We start from the raw sequence: 20,651 nt of genomic DNA, 5'->3' as shown, positions 1-20,651 counted from the left end.
CGTTTCCTTGGTCAGTCAGTCGTCAGTCGGGCAGTTTTCCGGCAATCAGGTCCGTGAAATCAGAGGCGGTGCGTATATTTGCAACCTCCTCTGCGGTGACGGTAAGTCCCCAGTTTTCGGCCATGGCAGCGTAACGGGGCGCGCGATGGGCCAACGCGCGTGCATAGGTCCAGCGCACAAAGGCGTCCGGGTTGATACGCGCGGCGGGCAGGTTGGTTTCACGCTGATAGGCGGCCCATGCATCTTGCAGGAAATCAGGCTGATAATACATGGGCTTGGGGGCGCGGTCAAAACGGCGGATCAGTTCGGATGTATGCGCATCGGACCCCTTTATCCAGACCGGCAGCACATGTTTTGTCAAACGCGTCATCAGCGGGTCTTGCGGGTCGTTGGGGTTGATCACCTCGCAGATTGATCCGCCAGTGTCGCAGATGAAATTTGCGTATCCATACAGATCGCCCGCGCGGGCAATGAAATGGGCGGTGTCTGACAGGGCCGCGATTTCAGCGGCGCGGTGTTGTTCCTGACGGGTCATATATTCATGAAACGGCAACCCGCCTTGATCGGGGTTGCCCGGTTTGCCCAGATAGGTGGATAGCGGCGCCAGATTGTCAAAGGTGATGTTGGAGCTGATATAGACCGAATCCGACAACAGCAATTCACGCAGCAGCGGCACTTTCATCGCTTCGCGCTTGAAATTATCGGCAATGAATTCGCCCATATAGCGCGTGCCGATCCGGTAATCGACGGAATAGTGGAACCAGTCGCCCGCGTCGCGCAGCAGTTTTGACAGATGCGTTTTGCCAAGGCCGGACATGCCAAACAGCATGACACGCTTTGCGGTAGCATCTCGCCAGGTATCGGCATTGGGGTACAACATGGGCGTGCAGTCCTTGGTGGCAAGGTGGTGACACTGCCTAGCCACAGGCGCGCGCGGGGTCAATGCCACATGAAAAGGCCCCGCCGCGGGGGCAGGGCCTTGGTATGGTCATACAGGGGGGCGCTTGATCAGAAGCTGAAGCCCACGCGGATCCCTGCACCAATGGCGGAGTTGCTGCCGAACTGGCCACCGGTATTGGTGGTGGCACTGCCAATCCTGGTGTATTGGACCCCGCCGCTGATGGTCATGTTGTCCTTGGTGTAGGACGCGCCCAGCCCGATGGCATTGCGTTTGCCGGTCGGCCCAAGGTTGCTGGTCGGGCTGCCATTTCCGGTGTCATGCGACAATGAAACCGAACCGGACCAGTTTTCATTGAAACGCCGGCCCACACCCAATGTGTAGGTGACGGAGTTTTTCTGGTATTCGACCAGAGGCGGCAGTGATGCGAGTGGAAATGCCATGTATTGGCTGGGCGCGATGACAAAATCTTTCCAGTTCACCCAGCGCACGGACCCGAACACAAGCGTGTCTTCGGCGATACCAGTCTGGAATTCAAGGTTTACGGATTCCGGTATTTTGGTTGAGAACGTTGTCTGGTTCGTGCCAGGATCAGTGAAAGGTATAAAAGTCGGTCCCGTCTCCCTTGCATTGAATGTATGCTTGATCGAGGAATTATAGGTCAGGGCCACACGCAGGGCAATTTCAGGCTGCTCATACGCCACGCCGACCAGATAGCCCCATGCCTGATCGCGGTCGATCGACATTGTGTACCCCAAGGAGGTAAGGTCGACAGAGCCGCTGGTCCATGATGACCGCAACCCCGCATGTGCGCTGAAACCGTTGCCGAATTTGTAGCGCAGGACCCCTGTCAGGGTTGTGTTATCGATTTTGGCGGTCGAGCCTGCAAGATCCGCGCCTGTTCCGGTCGGAAACCGGATACCTGCACCAAAAGGCTGATCGAGGATGATGGCATAGGACAGTTGGTCGTTGATATCGCCCTTGAAGGCAATCGATCCGGTGAAAAAGTTGCGCGCGATATTGCCTGTCGCACCCGGTGCGTTGCCGCTGACACGCGGCGCACCATAGGTTGCGCCAACTTCCAGATAGTTGCCTTCCTGAAACAGAATGTTCATGGATTGCGGGCTGCGTTCAATGCCGCCTGCCAATGCGGGGCTTGCACCCAGGGCCATAAGGCCAAATGTGATGTAACTGCGCACGGAAATCTCCTCCTTCTTTCCGGACAGGGCACCAGTTTTGCCCATGCTATTTTTAGCAGGGCATTCGCAAATCTGTCGCATCTGACTTAGCGTCACTGTCGCACTTGACTTGGCGTCAACTAACTTCCGCCACCGGATATTGTTCCCGTGTTACAGCGAATCATTTACTATATGGTTAATTCGGGCGCAGCCGCGTCAGCCCCACTGCGCCGCCGCGGGCCAGATCAGGGTCCAGTGTCATGGGAATATACTCGCCCCGGCGCCACAATTCCCCAAGATCGTCATAATGGCGCGACAGCGGGTGCCCGGACTGGCCGGTGGACAGGATAAACACCGAACTTTCAGGATCGGCGAAATCATACACGGCGCGGTAAACCGCCGCATGAACATTGGCAAACGGGTCGGGATCGCGCCCTGATGTGCGGGCGCGCATCAGGGTGTGGTCGCCGCCCGATGTGGATTGCCGGATATTGACGAAGGCGCGCAGGCCCGGCGCATTGCCCAATGCGGCATGCCGGTGCGTGGCCGTATGCGCGTCCCCCCAACGCCAGCTTTCAACCGATGTGCCATAGCGTTCGGTCAGGCGCAGCAGCGCTTCGTCCAGCGCCAGAAGGGCCATGTCGGTGCAGCTTTCGCGCACGGATGACTGGACCACATTGCACCATTCCGCCGCCCCGTCCGTGTCGCGGAACACCCGTTCAATGAAATCGGGGTTAACGTGAATGAAGGCATCTTCCAGCGGGCCAAGCTCATCGCGGATCAGGCGGGTCTGAAGGGCGCGCATCCATGCCGAATAGATCAGGGGTTCGGGCAGATGTTCGTTCATTTCACCGTTCCAGTCGGCCAGCAGGCTGAGGGCGCGCTGGCGCAGATGGGCGCGGGTGCCTTCTGGTGCGGCCTCGCCCGAGAACCACAGATCGGCGGCCACCAACGGCAACAGCAGGCGCGCGGCGGGGCTGACCGTGTCCAGCTGCGCCTCGATGAAACTGTCGCGGGTGTGAACGCTGCGCGCGCGCATCAGGTGCAAAAACCGCGTGATGCGCTGCGTGTCGCCCCAGTCATGACTGACGTGCAGCGGAAAGGGGCGATCAAGGATCTTGTTGTTGGTATTGCCCAGAAGCCCGCTTTCGGGGTCCAGAAACCGCGGATTGGCCGAATAGGGCAAGGTGCCCAGCCAGCGGTTTTCAGCACGCCATCCCGGTGCGGGCATGCGGCCCTGGGTCTGGTGGTCTGCATTGCGGCGGGGCAGGTGGCCCACGGTCTGCATGGCCACGCGGTCGCGGGTGGCCAGCATCAGGTTCTGTGCGGGAGCCACGAATAATTCGCCTGCATCAATCGCGTCTTCAATCGTTTGCGACTGCATCAGGCGGATGGCGGCACTCATGGTGGTGTCATCACTGGTCAGGGCGGTCCAGCCGATGGTTGCAACATGCCCCGGTGGTGTGACGGTGCCCAGATCATACAACGCCCCCGACAGCACCGGCCCGTTCTGGGACCAGCGCAAGGTTAGGGTCAGGGGATCTTCGTCCTTGACGCGGATGATGGAGCCGCGGGTTTCAAATTCGGCCCAGCCGTCGGGGGTGCGGTATTGTCCCGAATTCGCAGGGTTCAGTTCTTCGATGAAGACATCGGCATCATCTACATAGGCCGATGTAATGCCCCAGCCCAATGCGTTTGAGCGGCCCGACAGGATTGCCGGAATGCCCGGAATTGTGGCCCCGATCACCCCACCCGAGGACAATTCCAAACGGGCCAGATACATGATTGCCGGTGCGGTCAGTTCCAGATGGGGATCATTTGCCAGCAGCGCCCCGTCACCCGCAGCCCGCGCGGGGGCGGCCGCGAAACTGTTGGACGCACCCGCCAGCGAATAGGGCCGCACAGGCGACAGCGGGTCGTCAAAGGTCGCAACCTGCGTCGAGGCGGGCAGATCGGGAAACAGGCTGGAATATTCCGGCACTTCGGCCATGCCCGCGCCGGGCGCATCTGGCATCAGATCACGCAGGCGGTCATTGTCCAGCATTGCAGAGGCCCGGGCGCGCAGCACCTCTGTTGAAATCTGTGAATTAAGCTGCACTGACAGCAGTTTCAGGATGGCCAGTGAATCTGCCGGTTGCCACAGGGGCGTTTCGGCCCTGAACATGAACAGTTCCGGCGCACCTCGACCGCGCGCGCGATCCGATGTCAGCCGCAGCCACGCATTCACGCCGTTGGCATAGGCGCGCAATGCGTCTTGCGTGGCGGCATCCTGCACATCGAAGGACGCGCGCGCCAGACCGTAAATATCCAGCCTGCGCATCAGTTCATCGGTGCGCAGGGTGCGGCGGCCGAACATCTCGGACAAGCGCCCTTGTGCGGTGCGGCGCAGGACCTGCATTTGCCACAACCTGTCCTGCGCATGCGCAAACCCAAGGCCGAAAAACACATCTTCGTCGGACTCGCCAAAAATATGCGGCACGTTATGGGTGTTGCGCAGGATCTCGACCGGGGCGTTCAGCCCGTCCAGCGTGAAATCTTCATTATAGTCGGGCAAAGACCGTGACAGGAAGAAATAGAAGGCCAGCGCCGTCAGTGCTGTCAGGGCCAGCAGACCGGACAGAATATATACGAGCCAGCGAAACAGGGTAAACATGGGCGCAAAACGGCTTTCGGTTGACGGTCAGTATAGCCATGATACCTATTATCTGGGCAGATCAAGCGCAATCACAAGTATTGGAGAGGGCAGGGCTATGGCGAAAATCGCGTTTCTTGGGCTGGGGGTCATGGGCGGGCCAATGGCGGGGCATCTGGCCCGTGCAGGCCATGATGTGACAGTCTATAACCGCACAACCGCCAAGGCGAAAGCCTGGGGTGCCGCACATGGCGGTGATTGGGCGAAAACCCCGCGCGCGGCGGCCCATGGCGCGGAATTTGTCATGGCTTGTGTGGGCAATGATGATGATCTGCGCAGCGTCTGCCTGGGCGAGGACGGTGCCTTCGCCGGCATGGCAACAGGGTCCGTTTTTGTAGATCACACCACAGTGTCGGCGCAGGTGACGCGCGAATTGCATAGTATTGCCGGCGCGGAAGGTGTGGGGTTTGTGGATGCGCCGGTTTCCGGCGGGCAGGCGGGCGCGGAAAATGGCGTGCTGTCGATCATGTGCGGTGGCGACGGTGCGGCGTTTGAACGCGCGGAACCGGTCATGGCCACCTATGCACGCGTGTGCAAACGCATGGGCGACAGCGGCGCGGGACAGATTGCCAAGATGATGAACCAGATCTGCATCGCGGGGCTGGTGCAGGGCTTGTCCGAGGCGCTGCATTTCGGGGAAAAAGCAGGCATGGATGGCCGCGCCGTGGTCGAGGTGATCAGTCAGGGTGCGGCGGGGTCGTGGCAAATGGCCAACCGGCATGCGCCCATGCTGGATGGTGAATTCAACCACGGCTTTGCGGTGGACTGGATGCGCAAGGATCTGGCCATCTGTCTGGCGGCGGCAGAGGATGTGGGCGCGTCCCTGCCGGTGACGGCGCTGGTTGACCAGTTTTACAAGGATATCCAGCGCATGGGGGGCGGGCGCTGGGACACATCAAGCCTGATCGAGCGGTTGCGCGCGCCATCCTACGGGGGGAAATGATGCTGTATGAACTGGACGGGCAGCGGCCAGACGTGCCCGAGGACGGCGATTTCTGGGTGGCACCGGGGGCGCATGTCATTGGCAATGTCGTTTTGGGGCAGGGCGTATCCATTTGGTTCGGATGCACCTTGCGCGGCGATAATGAACCGATTGTTCTGGGCGCGGGGACGAATGTTCAGGAAAACTGCATCCTGCATACGGATATGGGCTATCCGCTGAGCATCGGGGCGCAGTGCACGATCGGACATAAGGCGATCTTGCATGGCTGCACCATCGGGGACGGGTCCTTGATTGGTATGGGTGCAACAGTCCTGAATGGTGCGGTGATTGGCAAAGGCTGCCTGATCGGGGCAGGCGCGCTGGTGACCGAAGGCAAGGAAATCCCGGACGGGTCGCTGGTGATGGGCGCACCGGGGCGCGTCGTGCGGCAGCTGGATGAGGCCGCGCGCGCGCGGTTGGTGCAATCCGCGGCGGGGTACCGCGCGAATATGGCGCGGTTCCGGGCGGGGTTGCGCGCGATCTGAGTGTGCCTTGTGTGTCATCGGGGTGGCTTGGGGGCGGCTGCCCCCCAAACCCCCTGCCTCAAGGGGGGCGTGCCCCCCTTGAGAAACCCGTGTCGGGGGATATTTTTGCCAGAATGAAAGCCGCAGGATGTGAGCGCGCGTGCGGGTTGGCGGAGATAGGCAAAAAAGGCCATCGTCAAGATGGCCTTTTTCTAGAGCATATCACGTTCATTCGCATTCACGAGACATGCTCTAACTTATTGATTGCGCATGTTCGAGAAGCTCAAAACCGGTTCCCACTTTTGAGCAACATGCTCTATACATCTGATGCATGCGTTTTCTGAGTGGGGTTCAGGCGCTGGCCTTGGCCTGACGTTTGCGTTCATGCGGATCAAGGAAGCGCTTGCGCAACCGGATCGCATTTGGCGTGACCTCGACCAGTTCATCATCATCGATATAGGCAATCGCCTGCTCCAGCGACATGATCGTGGCAGGCGTCAGTTTTACAGCGTCATCGGTGCCTGATGCGCGCACATTGGTCAGTTTCTTGCCTTTGAGCGGGTTCACTTCCAGATCATTGTCGCGCGAATGCTCGCCTATGATCATGCCCTGATAGACCGGTTCCTGGGGGTTGATGAACATGCGCCCGCGATCTTCGAGATTCCACAATGCGAAGGCCACGGCGGTGCCATCTTCCATCGAGATCAGCACACCCTGACGGCGGCCGGGAATGGCACCTTTATAGGGTGCCCAATCGTGGAATACGCGGTTGAGAACCCCCGTGCCGCGTGTGTCGGTCAGGAATTCGCCATGATAGCCGATAAGCCCGCGCGAGGGCACATGCGCGATGATGCGCGTTTTGCCTGCGCCCGCAGGTTTCATTTCGGCCAGATCGCCGCGGCGGGGACCGGTCAGTTTTTCGATGACGGTGCCGGTATATTCATCATCCACATCGATGGTGACTTCTTCAATCGGTTCCAGACGCTGGCCGTCTTCATTGCGCATCAGCACGCGGGGGCGCGAGATTGACAATTCGAACCCTTCGCGGCGCATGTTTTCGATCAGCACACCCATTTGCAATTCGCCGCGCCCGGCCACTTCAAATGCCTCGCCGCCCGGGGTGTCGCTGACTTTGATGGCGACGTTGAGTTCTGCCTCGCGCATCAGGCGCTCGCGGATAACGCGGCTTTGCACCTTTGCGCCATCACGACCGGCCAGCGGCGAATCATTGATGCCGAAGGTCACGGAGATGGTCGGCGGGTCGATGGGCTGGGCATCAAGTGCTGTTTCAACCTCGACCGCGCACAGCGTGTCCGCCACTGTGGCCTTGGACATGCCTGCAAGGGTGACGATGTCGCCTGCTTCGGCAGCATCGATGGCCTGCTGGCCAAGGCCGCGAAACGCCAGAACCTTGGTGACGCGGAATTGTTCAAGTTTCTTGCCATCGCGCGAGAGCGCCTTGATGGTTTCGCCCGCCTTGAGTGTGCCGGATTCAACGCGGCCCGTCAGAATGCGGCCCAGATAGGGATCTGCGGAAAGCGTGGTGGCCAGCATGCGGAACGGGTCATTGCGCGCCGCGATCTGTGCAGGTGCGGGCACATGGGCCACAACCAGATCAAAGAGCGCGGACATGTCCTGGCGCGGGCCATCGAGTTCCACATCCGCCCAGCCATTGATGCCAGAGGCATAAAGCACCGGAAAATCAAGCTGTTCATCACTGGGGCCCAGATTGGCGAACAGGTCAAACACTTCGTCCAGCGCGCGGTCGGGTTCGGCTGCGGGTTTGTCCACCTTGTTGAGAAGGACAATCGGGCGCAGCCCCAGCGCCAGCGCTTTGGAGGTGACGAATTTTGTTTGCGGCATCGGGCCTTCGGCGGCATCGACCAGCAAGACAACGCCATCGACCATGGACAGGATGCGTTCCACCTCGCCGCCGAAATCGGCGTGGCCGGGGGTGTCCACGATATTGATGCGTGTGTCTTTCCATTCAACCGAAGTTGCCTTGGCCAGAATCGTGATCCCGCGTTCGCGTTCCAGATCATTGCTGTCCATTGCGCGTTCGGTGGTGGCTTGGTTTTCGCGATAGGTGCCCGACTGTTTCAGAAGTTCGTCGACAAGTGTTGTCTTGCCGTGGTCAACGTGGGCGATAATCGCGATATTGCGAAGGTCCATAACAAAAGTGCCTTTTCATGCTGCGCCGCCGCATTAGCCGAAGATCGCCAGAATTGCCAGCCCTGATCGCATTACGTTGCGATATAATGGTCACGGCGGTGATTGATGGCCAGAATTGCGTTCAGCACCACGGCCCCCAACAGCGACCACAAAACCAGATTGGGCGGCAATATCAGAAAGGCCACGGCAAACAGAACCAGATCGAAGGCCAGTTGCACCAGTCCCGCGCGCCAGCCGAAGCGTTCCTGCAAATCATAGGCCACAATTCCCACCCCGCCCAGACTGGCACGGTGGCGGAAAATGGCCAGAAGGCCGGCGCCCGTGATCATGCCAAACAGCACAGCCGCAATGGCGGGGTTTTGCGGGATTACCGTGACCAGATCGCCCATGAACCCCGACATGACCGAAATAAGCGTGACCGAGATGAGCGTCTTGATGGTGAATTCCGGACCAAGCCGCACCCAGGCCAGAATGTAGAACGGGATATTGATGACAAAGAATACCGGCCCGAAGGCCCAGCCCGTCGCATAGGATATCAACACGGCCAAACCGGCGGTCTGGCCCGTGACCAGCCCCGCGCCGGTCAACACCAACAGCCCGAAGGCGCACATGGCGGCCCCGAAAACCAGCCCTTGGGCGTCTTCCATGCGGGTATGGCGGGGGGTATCAGCCATTATATCAGACCCTTGCGCTGAACAGGTTGATGACCACAATACCAGCGATGATCAGTGAAATTCCGATGATGGCGGGCATATCCAGTTTCTGCCCGAAAATGATCCAGCCCAGAAGCGCAATCAGACAAATGCCAAGCCCCGCCCAGATGGCATAGGCCACACCCACGGGGATCACGCGCAACACCAGCGCCAGCAACCAGAAGGACAGCGCATAGGCCAGAACTGCGGCCGTTGCGGGCAGCAGGCGTGTCATGCCGTCGCTGGCCTTCAGCGCTGTTGTGCCCAGCGTTTCAAAGACGATGGCGATTGCCAGAAAGAGCCAGTGCATCGCGTGTCCTTCAGATCGGGCGGCCTGCGGCCATGTCGGCCACTGCGCGTTCGATTTCACGCAAGCGTTCCGAATTTGGCGGGTGGGTGCCCAGAAACTGGTTGCCGGGGTCTGGAATGCGGCGGAACAATGCCGCGCCCGCCAGCGGGTCATAGCCGCCGCGTGCTGCAATAAACGCGCCGATGCGGTCGGCCTCCAACTCGAACGCCTTGGAATAGCGGCGGGCGCCGACTGTTGCGCTTGCATTGACGATGCGTTGTGCCGTGGTCTGGTCCGCGCCCGACAATGTGGCCACCAAACCGCCCAGCAACGCGCCGGTCATGGCCTGATTTTGCATGCGGGGCAGGTGGTCGGCAATATGGTGGGCGGCTTCATGTCCGAAAATCAGCGCGACCTCATCGGCGCTGCGCAATTCGTCCAGCAGTGCGAGTGTGAAGGCGATGATGGGGCGGCCCTGTTCGTCGCGTGTGTGAAACGCATTTGGCGGCTGGCCGGGGCGGTCGTCCAGAATGACGTTGAAATTGCAATCCAGCTGCGGGCTGCGGTCGCGGCAAACCTGCGTTGCGACCGGGCGCATGCGGGCCACAACAGCGCCAAATTCGGCGCGCGTGACAGATGCGCCCTGTGCGGGTGCGGCCTGCTGTGGCGGGGCCATGACGACGGGTGCCATCTGGCACGCAGACAGCAGCAAAGCCACACCAATGGCAGCGCCTTTGCGAAGGAGGTGGGAGATCTGCATCGGATTTTTCCTGTGTGCAAGTGTCCCATCATCTAGCGGGCAACTGCGCCCAGGGCAACCAAGCAAAGTTCACAGCTTTGCGCAGGGCATAGAAAAAGGGGGCATTTGCCCCCTTTTTCATGTGTCGGACGTGCGGAACCTTCAGGCCAGCGCCTTGTTCAGGTATTCGTCGACTTTTTCCAGATAGCCCATGGTTGTCAGCCATTTCTGGTCGGGACCGACCAGAAGCGCCAGATCCTTGGTCATGAAGCCGTCCTCAACAGTCTGGACCGTCACTTTTTCCAGCGTTTCAGCGAATTTCAGCAGTTCTGCGTTGTCATCCAGCTTGGCGCGGTGCTTCAGCCCGCCGGTCCATGCAAAGATCGACGCGATGGAGTTGGTCGAGGTTTCCTTGCCTGCCTGATGCTGGCGGTAATGGCGGGTGACGGTGCCATGTGCGGCCTCTGCCTCGACGATCTGGCCGTCCGGGGTCATCAACTGGCTGGTCATCAGGCCAAGGCTGCCGAAGCCCTGCGCAACTGTGTCGGACTGCACGTCACCATCATAGTTCTTGCAGGCCCAGACATAGCCGCCGGACCATTTCATCGCGCAGGCCACCATGTCATCGATCAGGCGGTGTTCATAGGTGATGCCGGCTGCCTTGAACTTGTCGGCAAATTCGGCCTCGAACACTTCGGCGAACAGATCCTTGAAGCGCCCGTCATAGGCTTTCAGAATGGTGTTCTTGGTGGACAGATAAACCGGCCAGCCGCGCGACAGACCATAATTCATGGATGCGCGTGCGAAATCGCGGATCGAATCGTCAAGGTTATACATCGCCATGGTGACGCCCGATGAAGGCGCATCAAAAACTTCCTTTTCGATAACCTGACCATCTTCGCCTACGAATTTGATCGTCAGCTTGCCTGCGCCCGGAAAGCGGAAATCTGTGGCGCGATACTGGTCACCGAATGCATGGCGGCCCACGACGATGGGCTGCGTCCAGCCCGGAACAAGGCGCGGCACGTTGCGGCAGATGATCGGTTCGCGGAAGATGACGCCGCCCAGAATGTTGCGGATCGTGCCATTGGGCGAGCGATACATGCGCTTCAGGCCAAATTCTTCAACGCGGTCTTCATCGGGGGTGATGGTCGCACATTTGACGCCCACGCCATATTGTTTGATGGCATTTGCTGCATCAACAGTGATCTGGTCATCGGTGCGGTCGCGTTCTTCGATCCCCAGATCGTAATATTTCAGATCGATGTCCAGATAGGGAAGGATCAGCTTTTTCTTGATGAAATCCCAGATGATCCGGGTCATTTCATCGCCGTCAAGTTCCACGACCGGGTTTGCTACCTTGATCTTGCTCATGTGATCCTCCGCCTTTTGGATGAGTCGATTTGCGCCCTCATACCCCATTCAGTGCAGGATGCAAAGCACAGTATGCCGTTGTATACGAAAAATCTGCATTCCTGCATGGCGCGCCCGGCACCGCGCCTGCGGGGGCGGTTTAGCGCGTGGTTTCCGTCAGGCGGTTGGCGACGTAATCTGAAACCGTGTTCAGCATGGGTTGCATATGGGTTTCTTCATCTTTGAAGAAGTGATCCGCACCGTCGATTTCCGTATGCGTGATGGTGATTCCGCGCTGTTCCTGCAATTTCGACACCAGCGAACGGGTATCGCGCGGCGGGGCGACACGGTCCGCGCTGCCATTGATGATCAGGCCGGATGCGGGGCAGGGCGCAAGGAAGCTGAAATCATACAGATTGGCAGGCGGCGCGACCGATACAAAACCGGTAATATCGGGGCGACGCATCAGCAGTTGCATGCCGATCCATGCGCCGAAGCTGAAGCCCGCAACCCAGCAATGACGCACATTATGCGACATGGCCTGCATGTAATCCAGCGCCGCTGCGGCGTCGGACAATTCACCCACGCCCTGATCATATTCGCCTTGCGACCGACCCACGCCCCGGAAGTTGAAACGCATCACTGAAAAGCCCATCTTGTGGAAGGCATAATGCAGGTTGTAGACGACCTTGTTATTCATGGTGCCACCGAACTGCGGGTGCGGATGCAGCAAAATTGCAATCGGAGCATCGCGATTGGGCTGCGCATGGTAGCGGCCTTCAAGGCGACCTTCGGGGCCGGGGAAAATGATCTCGGGCATAGGGGCTTACCTGTTGGGATTATGTGGTGTCGGCGCGGTAACGAAAAACGGCTGATCAGGGATGTGCAGCGACTGCATGTATTGTTGACTCTTTTCTTTTGGTATGATTAGAAAGATTCTAAACCACCCGTGGTCACCGTGATTTCGTCAGATATGAGGCCGCATAGACTTAGGCGTGTGCCCTGCCCGCGTCAACCTTTAAGCTGGCGCAGTAGCGCGACGACAGGCTATGAAATCTGACGGGCGGCGCAAGCGCGGGCCATATGCATGCTGTAACATGGAACCGGCGCTTGATGAAAGAGATCGGGGAACACACGGAATGAAACTTTCTACCAAAGGGCGATATGCAATGGTTGCGCTGGTTGATCTGGCGATGGCCCCGGGGGGCGGGCTGGTCTCGTTGAATGAGATTTCGGCAAGGCAACAGGTGTCGCTGGCCTATCTGGAACAGCTTTTCGTCAAGTTGCGGCGTGCGGGCCTTGTTGAATCGGTCCGCGGTCCGGGCGGCGGGTATCGTCTGGCGCGGGGCGCAGACAGCATTCGTGTGTCCGAGGTGCTGGAAGCAGTTGACGAAACAGTCAGCGCCATGCATTCGGGCGCCGGTGCGTCCGGCGGTGTGTCGGGGTCGCGGGCGCAATCGATGACAAACCGCCTGTGGGAAGGGTTGTCGGCGCATGTCTATGTCTTTTTGCACCAGACACGGTTGTCCGATGTCGCGGGCAACAGCCTGACGCCCTGTCCCGCAGTGCCGACCTTGTTCGAGGTTGTGGATGAATAGGGGCGCTGCCCCGTCACCTTCGGTGACCCCCCGGGATATTTGGGCCAGAATGAAATACAAGGGCGAGTGATGCGCCGCGTCTATCTTGATTATAATGCCACAGCGCCTTTGCGCGATGAGGCCCGCGCGGCGATGGTGGCCGCGATGGATGTCGTGGGCAACCCGTCTTCGGTGCATGCCGAAGGGCGGCAGGCGCGCGCGCTGGTCGAGAAGGCGCGCGCACAGGTGGCGGGGGCGCTGGGGGCTGACGGGGCGGAGATTGTCTTTACCTCGGGGGCGACGGAAGCGGCGTCACTGGCGCTTGGCGGGCGCGGCCTGTCTTGTGCGCGGGTCGAGCATGACGCGGTGCGGGCCTGGTGTGCGGATTCATTGGCGGTTGATGCGCAAGGGCGGGTGCACCCCCCCGTGCCGGAGCAGGCCACGTTGCAACTGGCGAATTCGGAAACCGGACTCGTTCAGGATTTGCCTGCGGGTCTGGCGGTCAGTGATCTGACGCAGGGGTTTGGCAAGCTGCCCTTTGCGTTCAACTGGTTGAATGTCCAGATGGGGCTGATATCGGCGCATAAGCTGGGGGGGCCGAAAGGTATTGGCGCTGTGGTCATGACGCGCGGCACGGAACTGGCCGCGCAGATCAGGGGGGGCGGGCAGGAAATGGGCCGCCGCGCCGGCACCGAGAATATTGTCGCCATTGCGGGATTCGGGGCTGCGGCAGAAGCTGCCGCGCGTGATCTTGCCAACGGGGTCTGGGAAGGTGTATCTGTAATTAGAAATATTCTAGAAGAGGCACTGGACGCAGAGGCAAGCAAGACTATTTTAGTCGGGAAAGACGTGCAACGGTTGCCCAACACGCTGTGCCTTGCAACACCGGGTTGGAGGGGCGAGTTGCAGGTGATGCAGATGGATCTTGCAGGCTTTGCGATTTCGGCCGGGTCTGCCTGTTCTTCGGGCAAGCTGCGGGCCTCGGGAGTGTTGCAGGCGATGGGGTTCGATGATGCAACGGCTGCGGGTGCGGTGCGTGTGTCACTGGGACCGGATGTAACGAGGGAAGATGTGCTGCGCTTTGCACAAGCCTGGCTGAAGGAATACCGCCGCGTTGTTGCTAAGGGCGCGGTCTGATTTGAGAGAGCGTGCGGCCCTGTGGCTGCCGTGAAGAAGGGAAAAGACATGGCTGCATTGGATGAAACCCAACTGCGCGAAGGTGTGGACCGCGAGACTGTCGAAACCGTGCAGTCCATGGCGGGCACCTATAAGCATGGCTGGGAAACCGATATCGAGATGGAATTCGCCCCCAAAGGGTTGAATGAGGATATCGTGCGTCTGATTTCGGAAAAGAACAAGGAACCGCAATGGTTGCTGGACTGGCGGCTGGAGGCGTATCGCCGCTGGCTGACCATGGAATCCCCCGATTGGGCCATGCTGAAAATTCCTGAGATCGACTATCAGGAGCAGTATTACTACGCCAAACCCAAATCCATGGTTGAAAAGCCCAAATCGCTGGATGAGGTGGACCCGAAGCTGCTGGAAACCTACGCGAAACTGGGCATTCCGCTGAAGGAACAGATGATCCTGGCGGGTGTTGAGGGGGCGGATGAAGGGCGCAAGGTGGCCGTGGATGCGGTGTTTGATTCCGTGTCACTGGGCACCACCTTCAAGGATGAGCTGAAGAAGGCGGGCGTTATTTTCTGTTCCATCTCGGAGGCGGTGCAGGATCATCCTGATCTGGTGAAAAAATACCTTGGGTCCGTCGTGCCGCAGAATGACAATTACTTTGCGGCGCTGAATTCGGCGGTGTTCTCAGACGGCAGTTTTGTGTTCATCCCTGCCGGTGTGAAATGCCCGATGGAGTTGTCCACGTATTTCCGCATCAATGCCGAAAATACCGGCCAGTTCGAGCGCACGCTGATTGTGGCGGAAAAGGGCGCATCTGTCAGCTATCTGGAAGGGTGCACCGCGCCCAAGCGCGACACGACGCAGTTGCATGCGGCAGTGGTCGAGATTGTCATTCTGGAAGATGCCGATGTCAAATATTCGACCGTCCAGAACTGGTTTCCGGGCGATGAAAACGGCAAGGGCGGGATTTACAATTTCGTGACCAAACGCGCCGATTGCCGCGAGGACCGCGCGAAAGTGATGTGGACGCAGGTGGAAACCGGCAGCGCCATTACATGGAAATACCCGTCCTGCATTTTGCGCGGCGATGACACGCAGGGTGAATTCTATTCGATCGCCATTGCCAATAACTGGCAGCAGGCCGATACCGGCACAAAGATGGTGCATCTGGGCAAGAACACGCGTTCGCGCATTGTGTCCAAGGGCATTTCGGCAGGGCATGCGCAAAACACCTATCGCGGGCTGGTGTCGATGCACCCCAAGGCCACGAATTCGCGCAATTACACGCAATGCGACAGCCTGCTGATTGGCGATAAATGCGGCGCGCATACTGTGCCCTATATTGAAGTGCGCAATGCATCGAGCCGCGTGGAGCATGAGGCGACGACCAGCAAGGTTGATGACGACCAGCTGTTCTATTGCCGTCAACGCGGCATGGATGAAGAAGAAGCGGTGGCCCTGGTGGTCAACGGATTCTGCAAGGAAGTGTTGCAGGAATTGCCGATGGAATTCGCCATGGAAGCGCAGGCGCTGGTCGCGATTTCGCTGGAAGGCTCTGTAGGGTGATGGCTAAGTCAGGTGACTAGGATCATGCACAATTTCAGGCGCGGTTTTCAGATATCTGTTCTGGGGCTGTTGACAAGTGCGCTGGTGGCACTGCCGTTCAGTGGGGGCTTTGCTATTGCTGTGGCGTATCTGTGGAACCCCGAGTCATGGATTCTGGTCCTGCTGGCCGGTCTGATACAATATTTCGCCACGTTTTGGATTGCGGGATGGTGGTTGCGCCGGTGCCCACCCGCCGAGTGAATGAAAGAGGAAGAAGATGCTGAAAATCGAAAATCTGCACGCTGAACTTGAAGAAGACTCCGAGGTAAAAATCCTCAAAGGGTTGTCGCTGACCATCAACCCCGGCGAAGTGCATGCGATCATGGGCCCCAATGGCTCGGGCAAATCGACGCTGTCTTATGTGCTGTCGGGCCGCGACGGCTATGCGGTGACCGAAGGCAGCGCCACGCTGGAAGGCGAAGACCTGCTGGATATGGAGCCGGAAGAACGCGCGGCGGCGGGCCTGTTTCTGGCGTTTCAATACCCCGTGGAAATTCCGGGCGTGGGCAACATGACATTCCTGCGCACCGCCGTGAACGCGCAGCGCAAGGCGCGCGGGCAGGACGAGTTGTCGGCGGGCGAGTTTCTGAAGATCATCCGCGCGAAAGCCAAGGATTTGCAGATTGACGCCGATATGCTGAAGCGCCCTGTCAATGTGGGCTTTTCGGGCGGCGAGAAGAAGCGCAACGAAATCCTGCAAATGGCGATGCTGGAACCGAAAATGTGCATTCTGGATGAAACCGATTCCGGTCTGGATGTGGATGCCATGAAACTGGTATCGGACGGTGTGAACGCGCTGCGCGATGCGGGGCGGTCGTTTCTGGTGATCACCCATTACCAGCGCTTGCTGAATCATATCAAACCCGATGTCGTCCATATCATGAGCGAGGGGCGCATCATCAAGACAGGTGGGCCGGAACTGGCGCTTGAAGTTGAAGAGAACGGCTATGCCGACCTGATGGCGGAGGCACGCTGATGATGCCAAGGGCGAAGCTGAAAGCGCAAAAACGCGATGCGGCGCAGGCCCGTCTGGCCGCGCTGTCGCTGCCCCAAGGCGGCGGATGGGCCACACGCGCACGCGATGCGGCGAAAGCGCGGCTGCTGGATATGGGCATGCCCGTCAAGCGCGATGAATACTGGCGCTATACCGATCCGCGCGATCTGTCGTCAGATCAGGTCGCTGCGGCCAAGGTGCTGAATGTCACGGATGAAGACCCAGTCTTTTCCGCGTTCGACCGTGTGAAACTGGTTTTTGTGGATGGTGTGTTTGACCCCGCATCGTCGGATGATCCCGCGCTGGCCGGTGTGGAAATCAGCCTGTTGCATGATGTGGCGATGACGGATCTGCATTGGGTGCAGGATATCTATGGCAAGCTGGAAGCGCGCGGGCAATCGCCTGTCGACCGTCCGCTGGCCGCGTTCAATACCGCATTTGCGCAACAAGGTGTCCTGATCCGCGCAACAGGCAAAGCTGCAAAACCTGTGGCGCTGGTCTATCTGCGCAGCAGCGAGGATGCGGATGCCATCATGCACCACGTTATCCGCGTGGAGCAGGAGGCAGAGCTGACATTGCTGGAAAACGGGCCGGTTGCGGCGCGGTTCAATCAGGTGATCGAGGTGGATGTCGCCGCAGGCGGCACGCTGCATCATGTGCGCACCCAAGGGCGCGACCATGACCGCGCAGGAAGTGCGCATGTGTTTGCGCAGCTGGGGCAGGGGGCGCAACTGAAATCCTTTACCCTGACCGCGAATGGCAGGCTTGTGCGCAACGAATCGATGATCTGGCTGGACGGGCAGGGCGGTTCTGCGCATCTGGCAGGGGCTACTGTTGGGGATGGCGCGTTTCATCATGATGACACTGTGTTTGTCACCCATGGGGCGCAGGGCTGCGAAAGCCGTCAGGTGTTCAAGAAAGTGTTGCGCAACGGGGCCGTTGGTGTGTTTCAGGGCAAGATTCTGGTGGAACAGGCGGCCCAGCAGACGGATGGCTACCAGATCAGTCAGGCGCTGTTGCTGGATGAAAATGCGCAGTTTCTGGCCAAGCCCGAGTTGGAAATCTACGCGGATGATGTGAAATGCAGCCATGGGTCCACATCGGGCGAGATTGACCCGGAGCAATTGTTCTATCTGCGCGCGCGGGGACTGCCCGAGGCTTCGGCAAAAATGTTGCTGGTGCTGGCATTCCTGGCCGAAGCGCTGGAAGAAATTGCCGATCCCGATCTGGCCGAGGATTTGCGCGGACGTATGGAAACCTGGCTTCAGCGCCATTCATGAGCGACCTCAGCGCGCGCGTGTTATAAGATGCGTGGATTGGGGGCGCTGCCCCCCGGACCACGGCCCCCCAAGGGGCCGCGCCCCGTCCCCCGGGATATTTGGACCAGAATGAATAGAGGCCGGAGAGGCGTTGGCGATATGTCCCTGATGCACAATATTGCACGAAGTTACCGGGCGCCCGCAGATGTGGTGCGGGCTATGATTGTGCAGGGTATCCGAGAGCCGCAGGTGCTGTTTTTCAATCTTCTGGCGTGCGGCCTGATATTTGTGTCGCAATGGCCGCGATTGTCGCGCGACGCCACGCTTGATCCGTCGGTGACGTTCGAGCAACGCATGGGGGGGGCATTATTTGCCGTCATGTTCGTGTTGCCGTTGATTCTGTATGGGGTGGCATGGCTGTTGCAGGGGGGGGTGCGACTGGCGCGTGTGCCTGTGCCCGGGCTTTGGGTGCGGCTGGTGCTGTTTTGGTCGTTGCTGGCCGTGACACCGTTGATGTTGCTGCATGGGGGGCTTTCGGCGATGCTGGGGCCTGTTGGCGCAGTGCAGGCTTTCGGGTTTGTCGTGGCGGGCGCTTTCATTTACATAACGGGTTTGGGGGTGCGCGAAATCATCCGGCTGGTGCGTGATGGCTTTGAGACCCCTTGACGATAGCAAGCACGAAGGAACACCCATCATGCAGTTGAATGTTGCCGCGGTCAGCGCATTGGTTCGCCTGACACTGACCCGCCCGCGCGAGGCGGCTGCACGCCTGATTGCGCTGGGTGTGCCTGATGATGCGCGCTGGCTGGGGTTTGTCATTGTCGTCGTGCTGAGCGTGCTTTTGGGCCAGGCTTCTGTTTTGCTGATGGAAGATGGCGAAGCCATGGGCGGGGGGCTGTTGTTCATGGCGATGTTCCAGACCTCTGTTCTGTTGGGAATGGTGGTTGCGGTTCAGGGGGTGGGCCGTGCGCTGGGGGGCAAGGGCAATTTTCCCGACACTTTGTTGCTGTTGGCCTGGCTGCAATTCGTCATGCTTGTGGTGCAGTTTGTGCAGATTGTGGCGCTGGTCGTCATTCCGCCGATGTTTGGCGTGATCACGCTGCTGGCGCTGGCGGTGTTCATGTGGTTGTTGACGAATTTTGTTCTGGTGCTGCATGGGTTCACATCGGCGATGAAGGTTTTTGTGGGCATCATCTTTTCATTCTTTGGCGTGGTGATGGTTCTTGCATTTTTGCTGACATTGCTGGGCTTTGGTCCCGGGGGGGCTGTGTGATGCTGGATATTGCCGCAATTCGCGCGGATTTCCCGATTCTGGCGCGTCAGGTGAATGGCAAGCCGCTGGTGTATCTGGACAGTGGGGCGTCAGCCCAGAAACCGCAGGTGGTGATTGATGCCGTGACCCGTGCCTATGCGGAAGAGTATTCGAATGTGCATCGGGGGCTGCACTACCTGTCCAATCTTGCCACCGACAAATATGAGGCCGTGCGGGGCAAGTTGCAGCGTTTTCTGGGGGCCGCCCATGAGGATGAGATAATTTACACCACAGGCACCACCGAGGGCATCAATCTTGTGGCCTATGGCTGGGCGATGCCGCGGTTTGAACCCGGTGACGAGATTGTCCTGTCTATCATGGAGCATCATGCCAATATCGTGCCGTGGCATTTCTTGCGCGAACGTCACGGTGCGGTAATCAGATGGGTGGACACGGCACCTGATGGCAGTCTTGATCCGCAGGCGGTGATGGATGCCATTGGCCCGCGCACGAAACTGGTGGGCATCACGCATATGTCCAATGTGTTGGGCACAGTTGTGGATGTGCGCGCAATTTGCGCAAATGCGCAGGCGCGCGGTGTTGCAGTTCTGGTCGATGGATCGCAGGCAGCCGTGCATATGCCGGTCGATGTGCAGTCCATTGGCTGCGATTTCTATGCGGTGACGGGGCATAAGCTGTACGGCCCATCGGCATCGGGGGCGATTTATATTCGCCGTGACCGGCAGGCCCAGATGCGCCCCTTCATGGGCGGGGGCGATATGATCCGCGATGTGACACGCGACAGCGTGACCTATAACGACCCGCCCCATAAATTCGAGGCGGGCACGCCCGGCATTGTCCAGCAGATCGGGCTGGGCGTTGCGATCGATTATATGACCGGGATCGGCATGGATGCGATTGCCGCCCATGAGGCTGATTTGCGTGACTATGCGACCCGCCGGTTTGCGGGGCTGAACTGGTTGAATGTTCAAGGTTGCGCACCGGACAAGGGGGCGATTTTCAGCTTCACGCTGGAAGGGGCTGCGCATGCACATGATATTTCGACCGTGCTGGACAAGAAAGGCATTGCCGTGCGCGCAGGCCAGCATTGTGCCGCGCCCCTGATGGAGCATCTGGGGGTTACTGCGACGTGCCGCGCGTCATTTGCGATGTATAATACCCGTGACGATGTGGATAAACTGGTCGAGGCATTGGAGTTGTGCCACGATCTGTTCGCGTAACTGGTGTTCCAGGGCGGGCGTCTTCCTGTTGACGACGAAGATTGTCATACATTGCCACACCGGATTGAGGGACAGGATAAAGACCGGCGGTGTTGTCAGTCTGCTCTTTCATTTCCAGAGAATCTGGCGTAAG

At 59.2% G+C, this 20,651-nt stretch carries 20 protein-coding genes; 11 read left to right on the top strand and 9 right to left on the bottom strand.

Annotated features, from left to right (window positions below; genetic code table 11):
* Positions 1-22: 22 nt before the first annotated feature.
* The 3 genes from P8S53_RS14345 to P8S53_RS14335 form a co-directional block, all read right to left on the bottom strand.
* A complete protein-coding gene (locus tag P8S53_RS14345; RefSeq protein WP_277804651.1) occupies positions 23-880 on the bottom strand; it encodes a hypothetical protein in 858 nt (285 codons plus the stop codon).
* 128 nt (positions 881-1,008) lie between these two features.
* Positions 1,009-2,097, bottom strand: coding sequence for an OmpP1/FadL family transporter (locus P8S53_RS14340; RefSeq protein ID WP_277804650.1), 1,089 nt, complete (start codon positions 2,095-2,097; stop codon positions 1,009-1,011).
* Between the two features lie 175 nt (positions 2,098-2,272).
* Positions 2,273-4,729: a penicillin acylase family protein gene (locus tag P8S53_RS14335; protein WP_277804649.1), complete on the bottom strand. Its 2,457-nt coding sequence runs from the start codon at positions 4,727-4,729 to the stop codon at positions 2,273-2,275.
* Positions 4,730-4,826: 97 nt separating this feature from the next.
* Between P8S53_RS14335 and P8S53_RS14330 the strand changes: the two genes are divergently transcribed.
* Together P8S53_RS14330 and P8S53_RS14325 are read left to right on the top strand one after the other, a co-directional pair.
* Positions 4,827-5,711: an NAD(P)-dependent oxidoreductase gene (locus tag P8S53_RS14330; RefSeq protein ID WP_277804648.1), complete on the top strand. Its 885-nt coding sequence runs from the start codon at positions 4,827-4,829 to the stop codon at positions 5,709-5,711.
* Complete coding sequence (locus P8S53_RS14325; protein ID WP_306417941.1) at positions 5,711-6,235, top strand: gamma carbonic anhydrase family protein; 525 nt, start codon at positions 5,711-5,713, stop codon at positions 6,233-6,235. The genes P8S53_RS14330 and P8S53_RS14325 overlap by 1 nt, the downstream gene beginning before the upstream one ends.
* A gap of 330 nt (positions 6,236-6,565) precedes the next feature.
* On the opposite strand, the gene typA is transcribed toward P8S53_RS14325, so the two are convergent.
* The 6 genes from typA to P8S53_RS14295 all read right to left on the bottom strand — a co-directional run bounded on the left by typA (position 6,566) and on the right by P8S53_RS14295 (position 12,279).
* The gene (gene typA, locus P8S53_RS14320; protein WP_277804646.1) at positions 6,566-8,386 is read right to left on the bottom strand and encodes a translational GTPase TypA; all 1,821 of its coding nucleotides are present in this window, start codon (positions 8,384-8,386) and stop codon (positions 6,566-6,568) included.
* Between the two features lie 71 nt (positions 8,387-8,457).
* Positions 8,458-9,060 (bottom strand): YitT family protein, encoded by a 603-nt coding sequence (locus P8S53_RS14315; RefSeq protein ID WP_277804645.1) that lies wholly within the window; start codon positions 9,058-9,060, stop codon positions 8,458-8,460.
* 4 nt (positions 9,061-9,064) lie between these two features.
* Positions 9,065-9,388 carry a multidrug efflux SMR transporter gene (locus tag P8S53_RS14310; protein WP_277804644.1) on the bottom strand — a complete coding sequence of 108 codons (324 nt, stop codon included), beginning with the start codon at positions 9,386-9,388 and terminating at the stop codon, positions 9,065-9,067.
* 10 nt (positions 9,389-9,398) lie between these two features.
* Positions 9,399-10,127 carry a M48 family metalloprotease gene (locus P8S53_RS14305; protein ID WP_277804643.1) on the bottom strand — a complete coding sequence of 243 codons (729 nt, stop codon included), beginning with the start codon at positions 10,125-10,127 and terminating at the stop codon, positions 9,399-9,401.
* A 141-nt stretch (positions 10,128-10,268) separates the two neighbouring features.
* Entirely contained in the window at positions 10,269-11,480 is a 1,212-nt protein-coding gene (locus P8S53_RS14300; protein WP_277804642.1) for an NADP-dependent isocitrate dehydrogenase, read from the bottom strand.
* 139 nt (positions 11,481-11,619) lie between these two features.
* Entirely contained in the window at positions 11,620-12,279 is a 660-nt protein-coding gene (locus P8S53_RS14295; protein WP_277804641.1) for an alpha/beta hydrolase, read from the bottom strand.
* Between the two features lie 319 nt (positions 12,280-12,598).
* Here P8S53_RS14295 and P8S53_RS14290 point away from each other — a divergent pair, with 319 nt between their 5' ends.
* The 9 genes from P8S53_RS14290 (at position 12,599) to P8S53_RS14250 (ending at position 20,518) form a co-directional block, all read left to right on the top strand.
* Positions 12,599-13,057 (top strand): Rrf2 family transcriptional regulator, encoded by a 459-nt coding sequence (locus P8S53_RS14290; RefSeq protein ID WP_277804640.1) that lies wholly within the window; start codon positions 12,599-12,601, stop codon positions 13,055-13,057.
* Positions 13,058-13,126: 69 nt separating this feature from the next.
* On the top strand, positions 13,127-14,173 hold the full coding sequence (locus tag P8S53_RS14285; protein ID WP_277804639.1) for a cysteine desulfurase family protein: 1,047 nt from the start codon (positions 13,127-13,129) through the stop codon (positions 14,171-14,173).
* A 48-nt stretch (positions 14,174-14,221) separates the two neighbouring features.
* The gene (gene sufB / locus P8S53_RS14280) at positions 14,222-15,733 is read left to right on the top strand and encodes a Fe-S cluster assembly protein SufB (RefSeq protein ID WP_277804638.1); all 1,512 of its coding nucleotides are present in this window, start codon (positions 14,222-14,224) and stop codon (positions 15,731-15,733) included.
* Between the two features lie 24 nt (positions 15,734-15,757).
* Entirely contained in the window at positions 15,758-15,973 is a 216-nt protein-coding gene (locus tag P8S53_RS14275) for a hypothetical protein (RefSeq protein WP_277804637.1), read from the top strand.
* Between the two features lie 16 nt (positions 15,974-15,989).
* Positions 15,990-16,748 (top strand): Fe-S cluster assembly ATPase SufC, encoded by a 759-nt coding sequence (gene sufC, locus P8S53_RS14270; protein WP_277804636.1) that lies wholly within the window; start codon positions 15,990-15,992, stop codon positions 16,746-16,748.
* Complete coding sequence (gene sufD / locus P8S53_RS14265; RefSeq protein WP_277804635.1) at positions 16,748-18,046, top strand: Fe-S cluster assembly protein SufD; 1,299 nt, start codon at positions 16,748-16,750, stop codon at positions 18,044-18,046. The genes sufC and sufD overlap by 1 nt, the downstream gene beginning before the upstream one ends.
* A 138-nt stretch (positions 18,047-18,184) precedes the next feature.
* Positions 18,185-18,691 (top strand): hypothetical protein, encoded by a 507-nt coding sequence (locus tag P8S53_RS14260; RefSeq protein ID WP_277804634.1) that lies wholly within the window; start codon positions 18,185-18,187, stop codon positions 18,689-18,691.
* A 28-nt stretch (positions 18,692-18,719) separates the two neighbouring features.
* Positions 18,720-19,298: a YIP1 family protein gene (locus P8S53_RS14255; RefSeq protein WP_277804633.1), complete on the top strand. Its 579-nt coding sequence runs from the start codon at positions 18,720-18,722 to the stop codon at positions 19,296-19,298.
* Positions 19,298-20,518 (top strand): cysteine desulfurase, encoded by a 1,221-nt coding sequence (locus P8S53_RS14250; RefSeq protein WP_277804632.1) that lies wholly within the window; start codon positions 19,298-19,300, stop codon positions 20,516-20,518. Before P8S53_RS14255 ends, P8S53_RS14250 begins: the two co-directional genes overlap by 1 nt.
* The last annotated feature ends 133 nt before the right edge of the window (positions 20,519-20,651 follow it).

Origin of the sequence: Roseinatronobacter sp. S2 (assembly GCF_029581395.1) — a bacterium.
GTDB lineage: Bacteria > Pseudomonadota > Alphaproteobacteria > Rhodobacterales > Rhodobacteraceae > Roseinatronobacter.
The sequence above is the reverse complement of the archived record's forward strand: the minus strand, read 5'-3'. Positions and strand labels throughout refer to the sequence as shown.

Coding starts and splice junctions, on each gene's coding strand:
- P8S53_RS14345 (WP_277804651.1), bottom strand. CDS start 880: ATGTTGTACCCCAATGCCGATACCTGGCGAGATGCTACCGCAAAGCGT.
- P8S53_RS14335 (WP_277804649.1), bottom strand. CDS start 4,729: ATGTTTACCCTGTTTCGCTGGCTCGTATATATTCTGTCCGGTCTGCTG.
- P8S53_RS14330 (WP_277804648.1), top strand. CDS start 4,827: ATGGCGAAAATCGCGTTTCTTGGGCTGGGGGTCATGGGCGGGCCAATG.
- P8S53_RS14325 (WP_306417941.1), top strand. CDS start 5,711: ATGCTGTATGAACTGGACGGGCAGCGGCCAGACGTGCCCGAGGACGGC.
- typA (WP_277804646.1), bottom strand. CDS start 8,386: ATGGACCTTCGCAATATCGCGATTATCGCCCACGTTGACCACGGCAAG.
- P8S53_RS14315 (WP_277804645.1), bottom strand. CDS start 9,060: ATGGCTGATACCCCCCGCCATACCCGCATGGAAGACGCCCAAGGGCTG.
- P8S53_RS14310 (WP_277804644.1), bottom strand. CDS start 9,388: ATGCACTGGCTCTTTCTGGCAATCGCCATCGTCTTTGAAACGCTGGGC.
- P8S53_RS14305 (WP_277804643.1), bottom strand. CDS start 10,127: ATGCAGATCTCCCACCTCCTTCGCAAAGGCGCTGCCATTGGTGTGGCT.
- P8S53_RS14300 (WP_277804642.1), bottom strand. CDS start 11,480: ATGAGCAAGATCAAGGTAGCAAACCCGGTCGTGGAACTTGACGGCGAT.
- P8S53_RS14295 (WP_277804641.1), bottom strand. CDS start 12,279: ATGCCCGAGATCATTTTCCCCGGCCCCGAAGGTCGCCTTGAAGGCCGC.
- P8S53_RS14290 (WP_277804640.1), top strand. CDS start 12,599: ATGAAACTTTCTACCAAAGGGCGATATGCAATGGTTGCGCTGGTTGAT.
- P8S53_RS14285 (WP_277804639.1), top strand. CDS start 13,127: ATGCGCCGCGTCTATCTTGATTATAATGCCACAGCGCCTTTGCGCGAT.
- sufB (WP_277804638.1), top strand. CDS start 14,222: ATGGCTGCATTGGATGAAACCCAACTGCGCGAAGGTGTGGACCGCGAG.
- P8S53_RS14275 (WP_277804637.1), top strand. CDS start 15,758: ATGCACAATTTCAGGCGCGGTTTTCAGATATCTGTTCTGGGGCTGTTG.
- sufC (WP_277804636.1), top strand. CDS start 15,990: ATGCTGAAAATCGAAAATCTGCACGCTGAACTTGAAGAAGACTCCGAG.
- sufD (WP_277804635.1), top strand. CDS start 16,748: ATGATGCCAAGGGCGAAGCTGAAAGCGCAAAAACGCGATGCGGCGCAG.
- P8S53_RS14260 (WP_277804634.1), top strand. CDS start 18,185: ATGTCCCTGATGCACAATATTGCACGAAGTTACCGGGCGCCCGCAGAT.
- P8S53_RS14255 (WP_277804633.1), top strand. CDS start 18,720: ATGCAGTTGAATGTTGCCGCGGTCAGCGCATTGGTTCGCCTGACACTG.
- P8S53_RS14250 (WP_277804632.1), top strand. CDS start 19,298: ATGCTGGATATTGCCGCAATTCGCGCGGATTTCCCGATTCTGGCGCGT.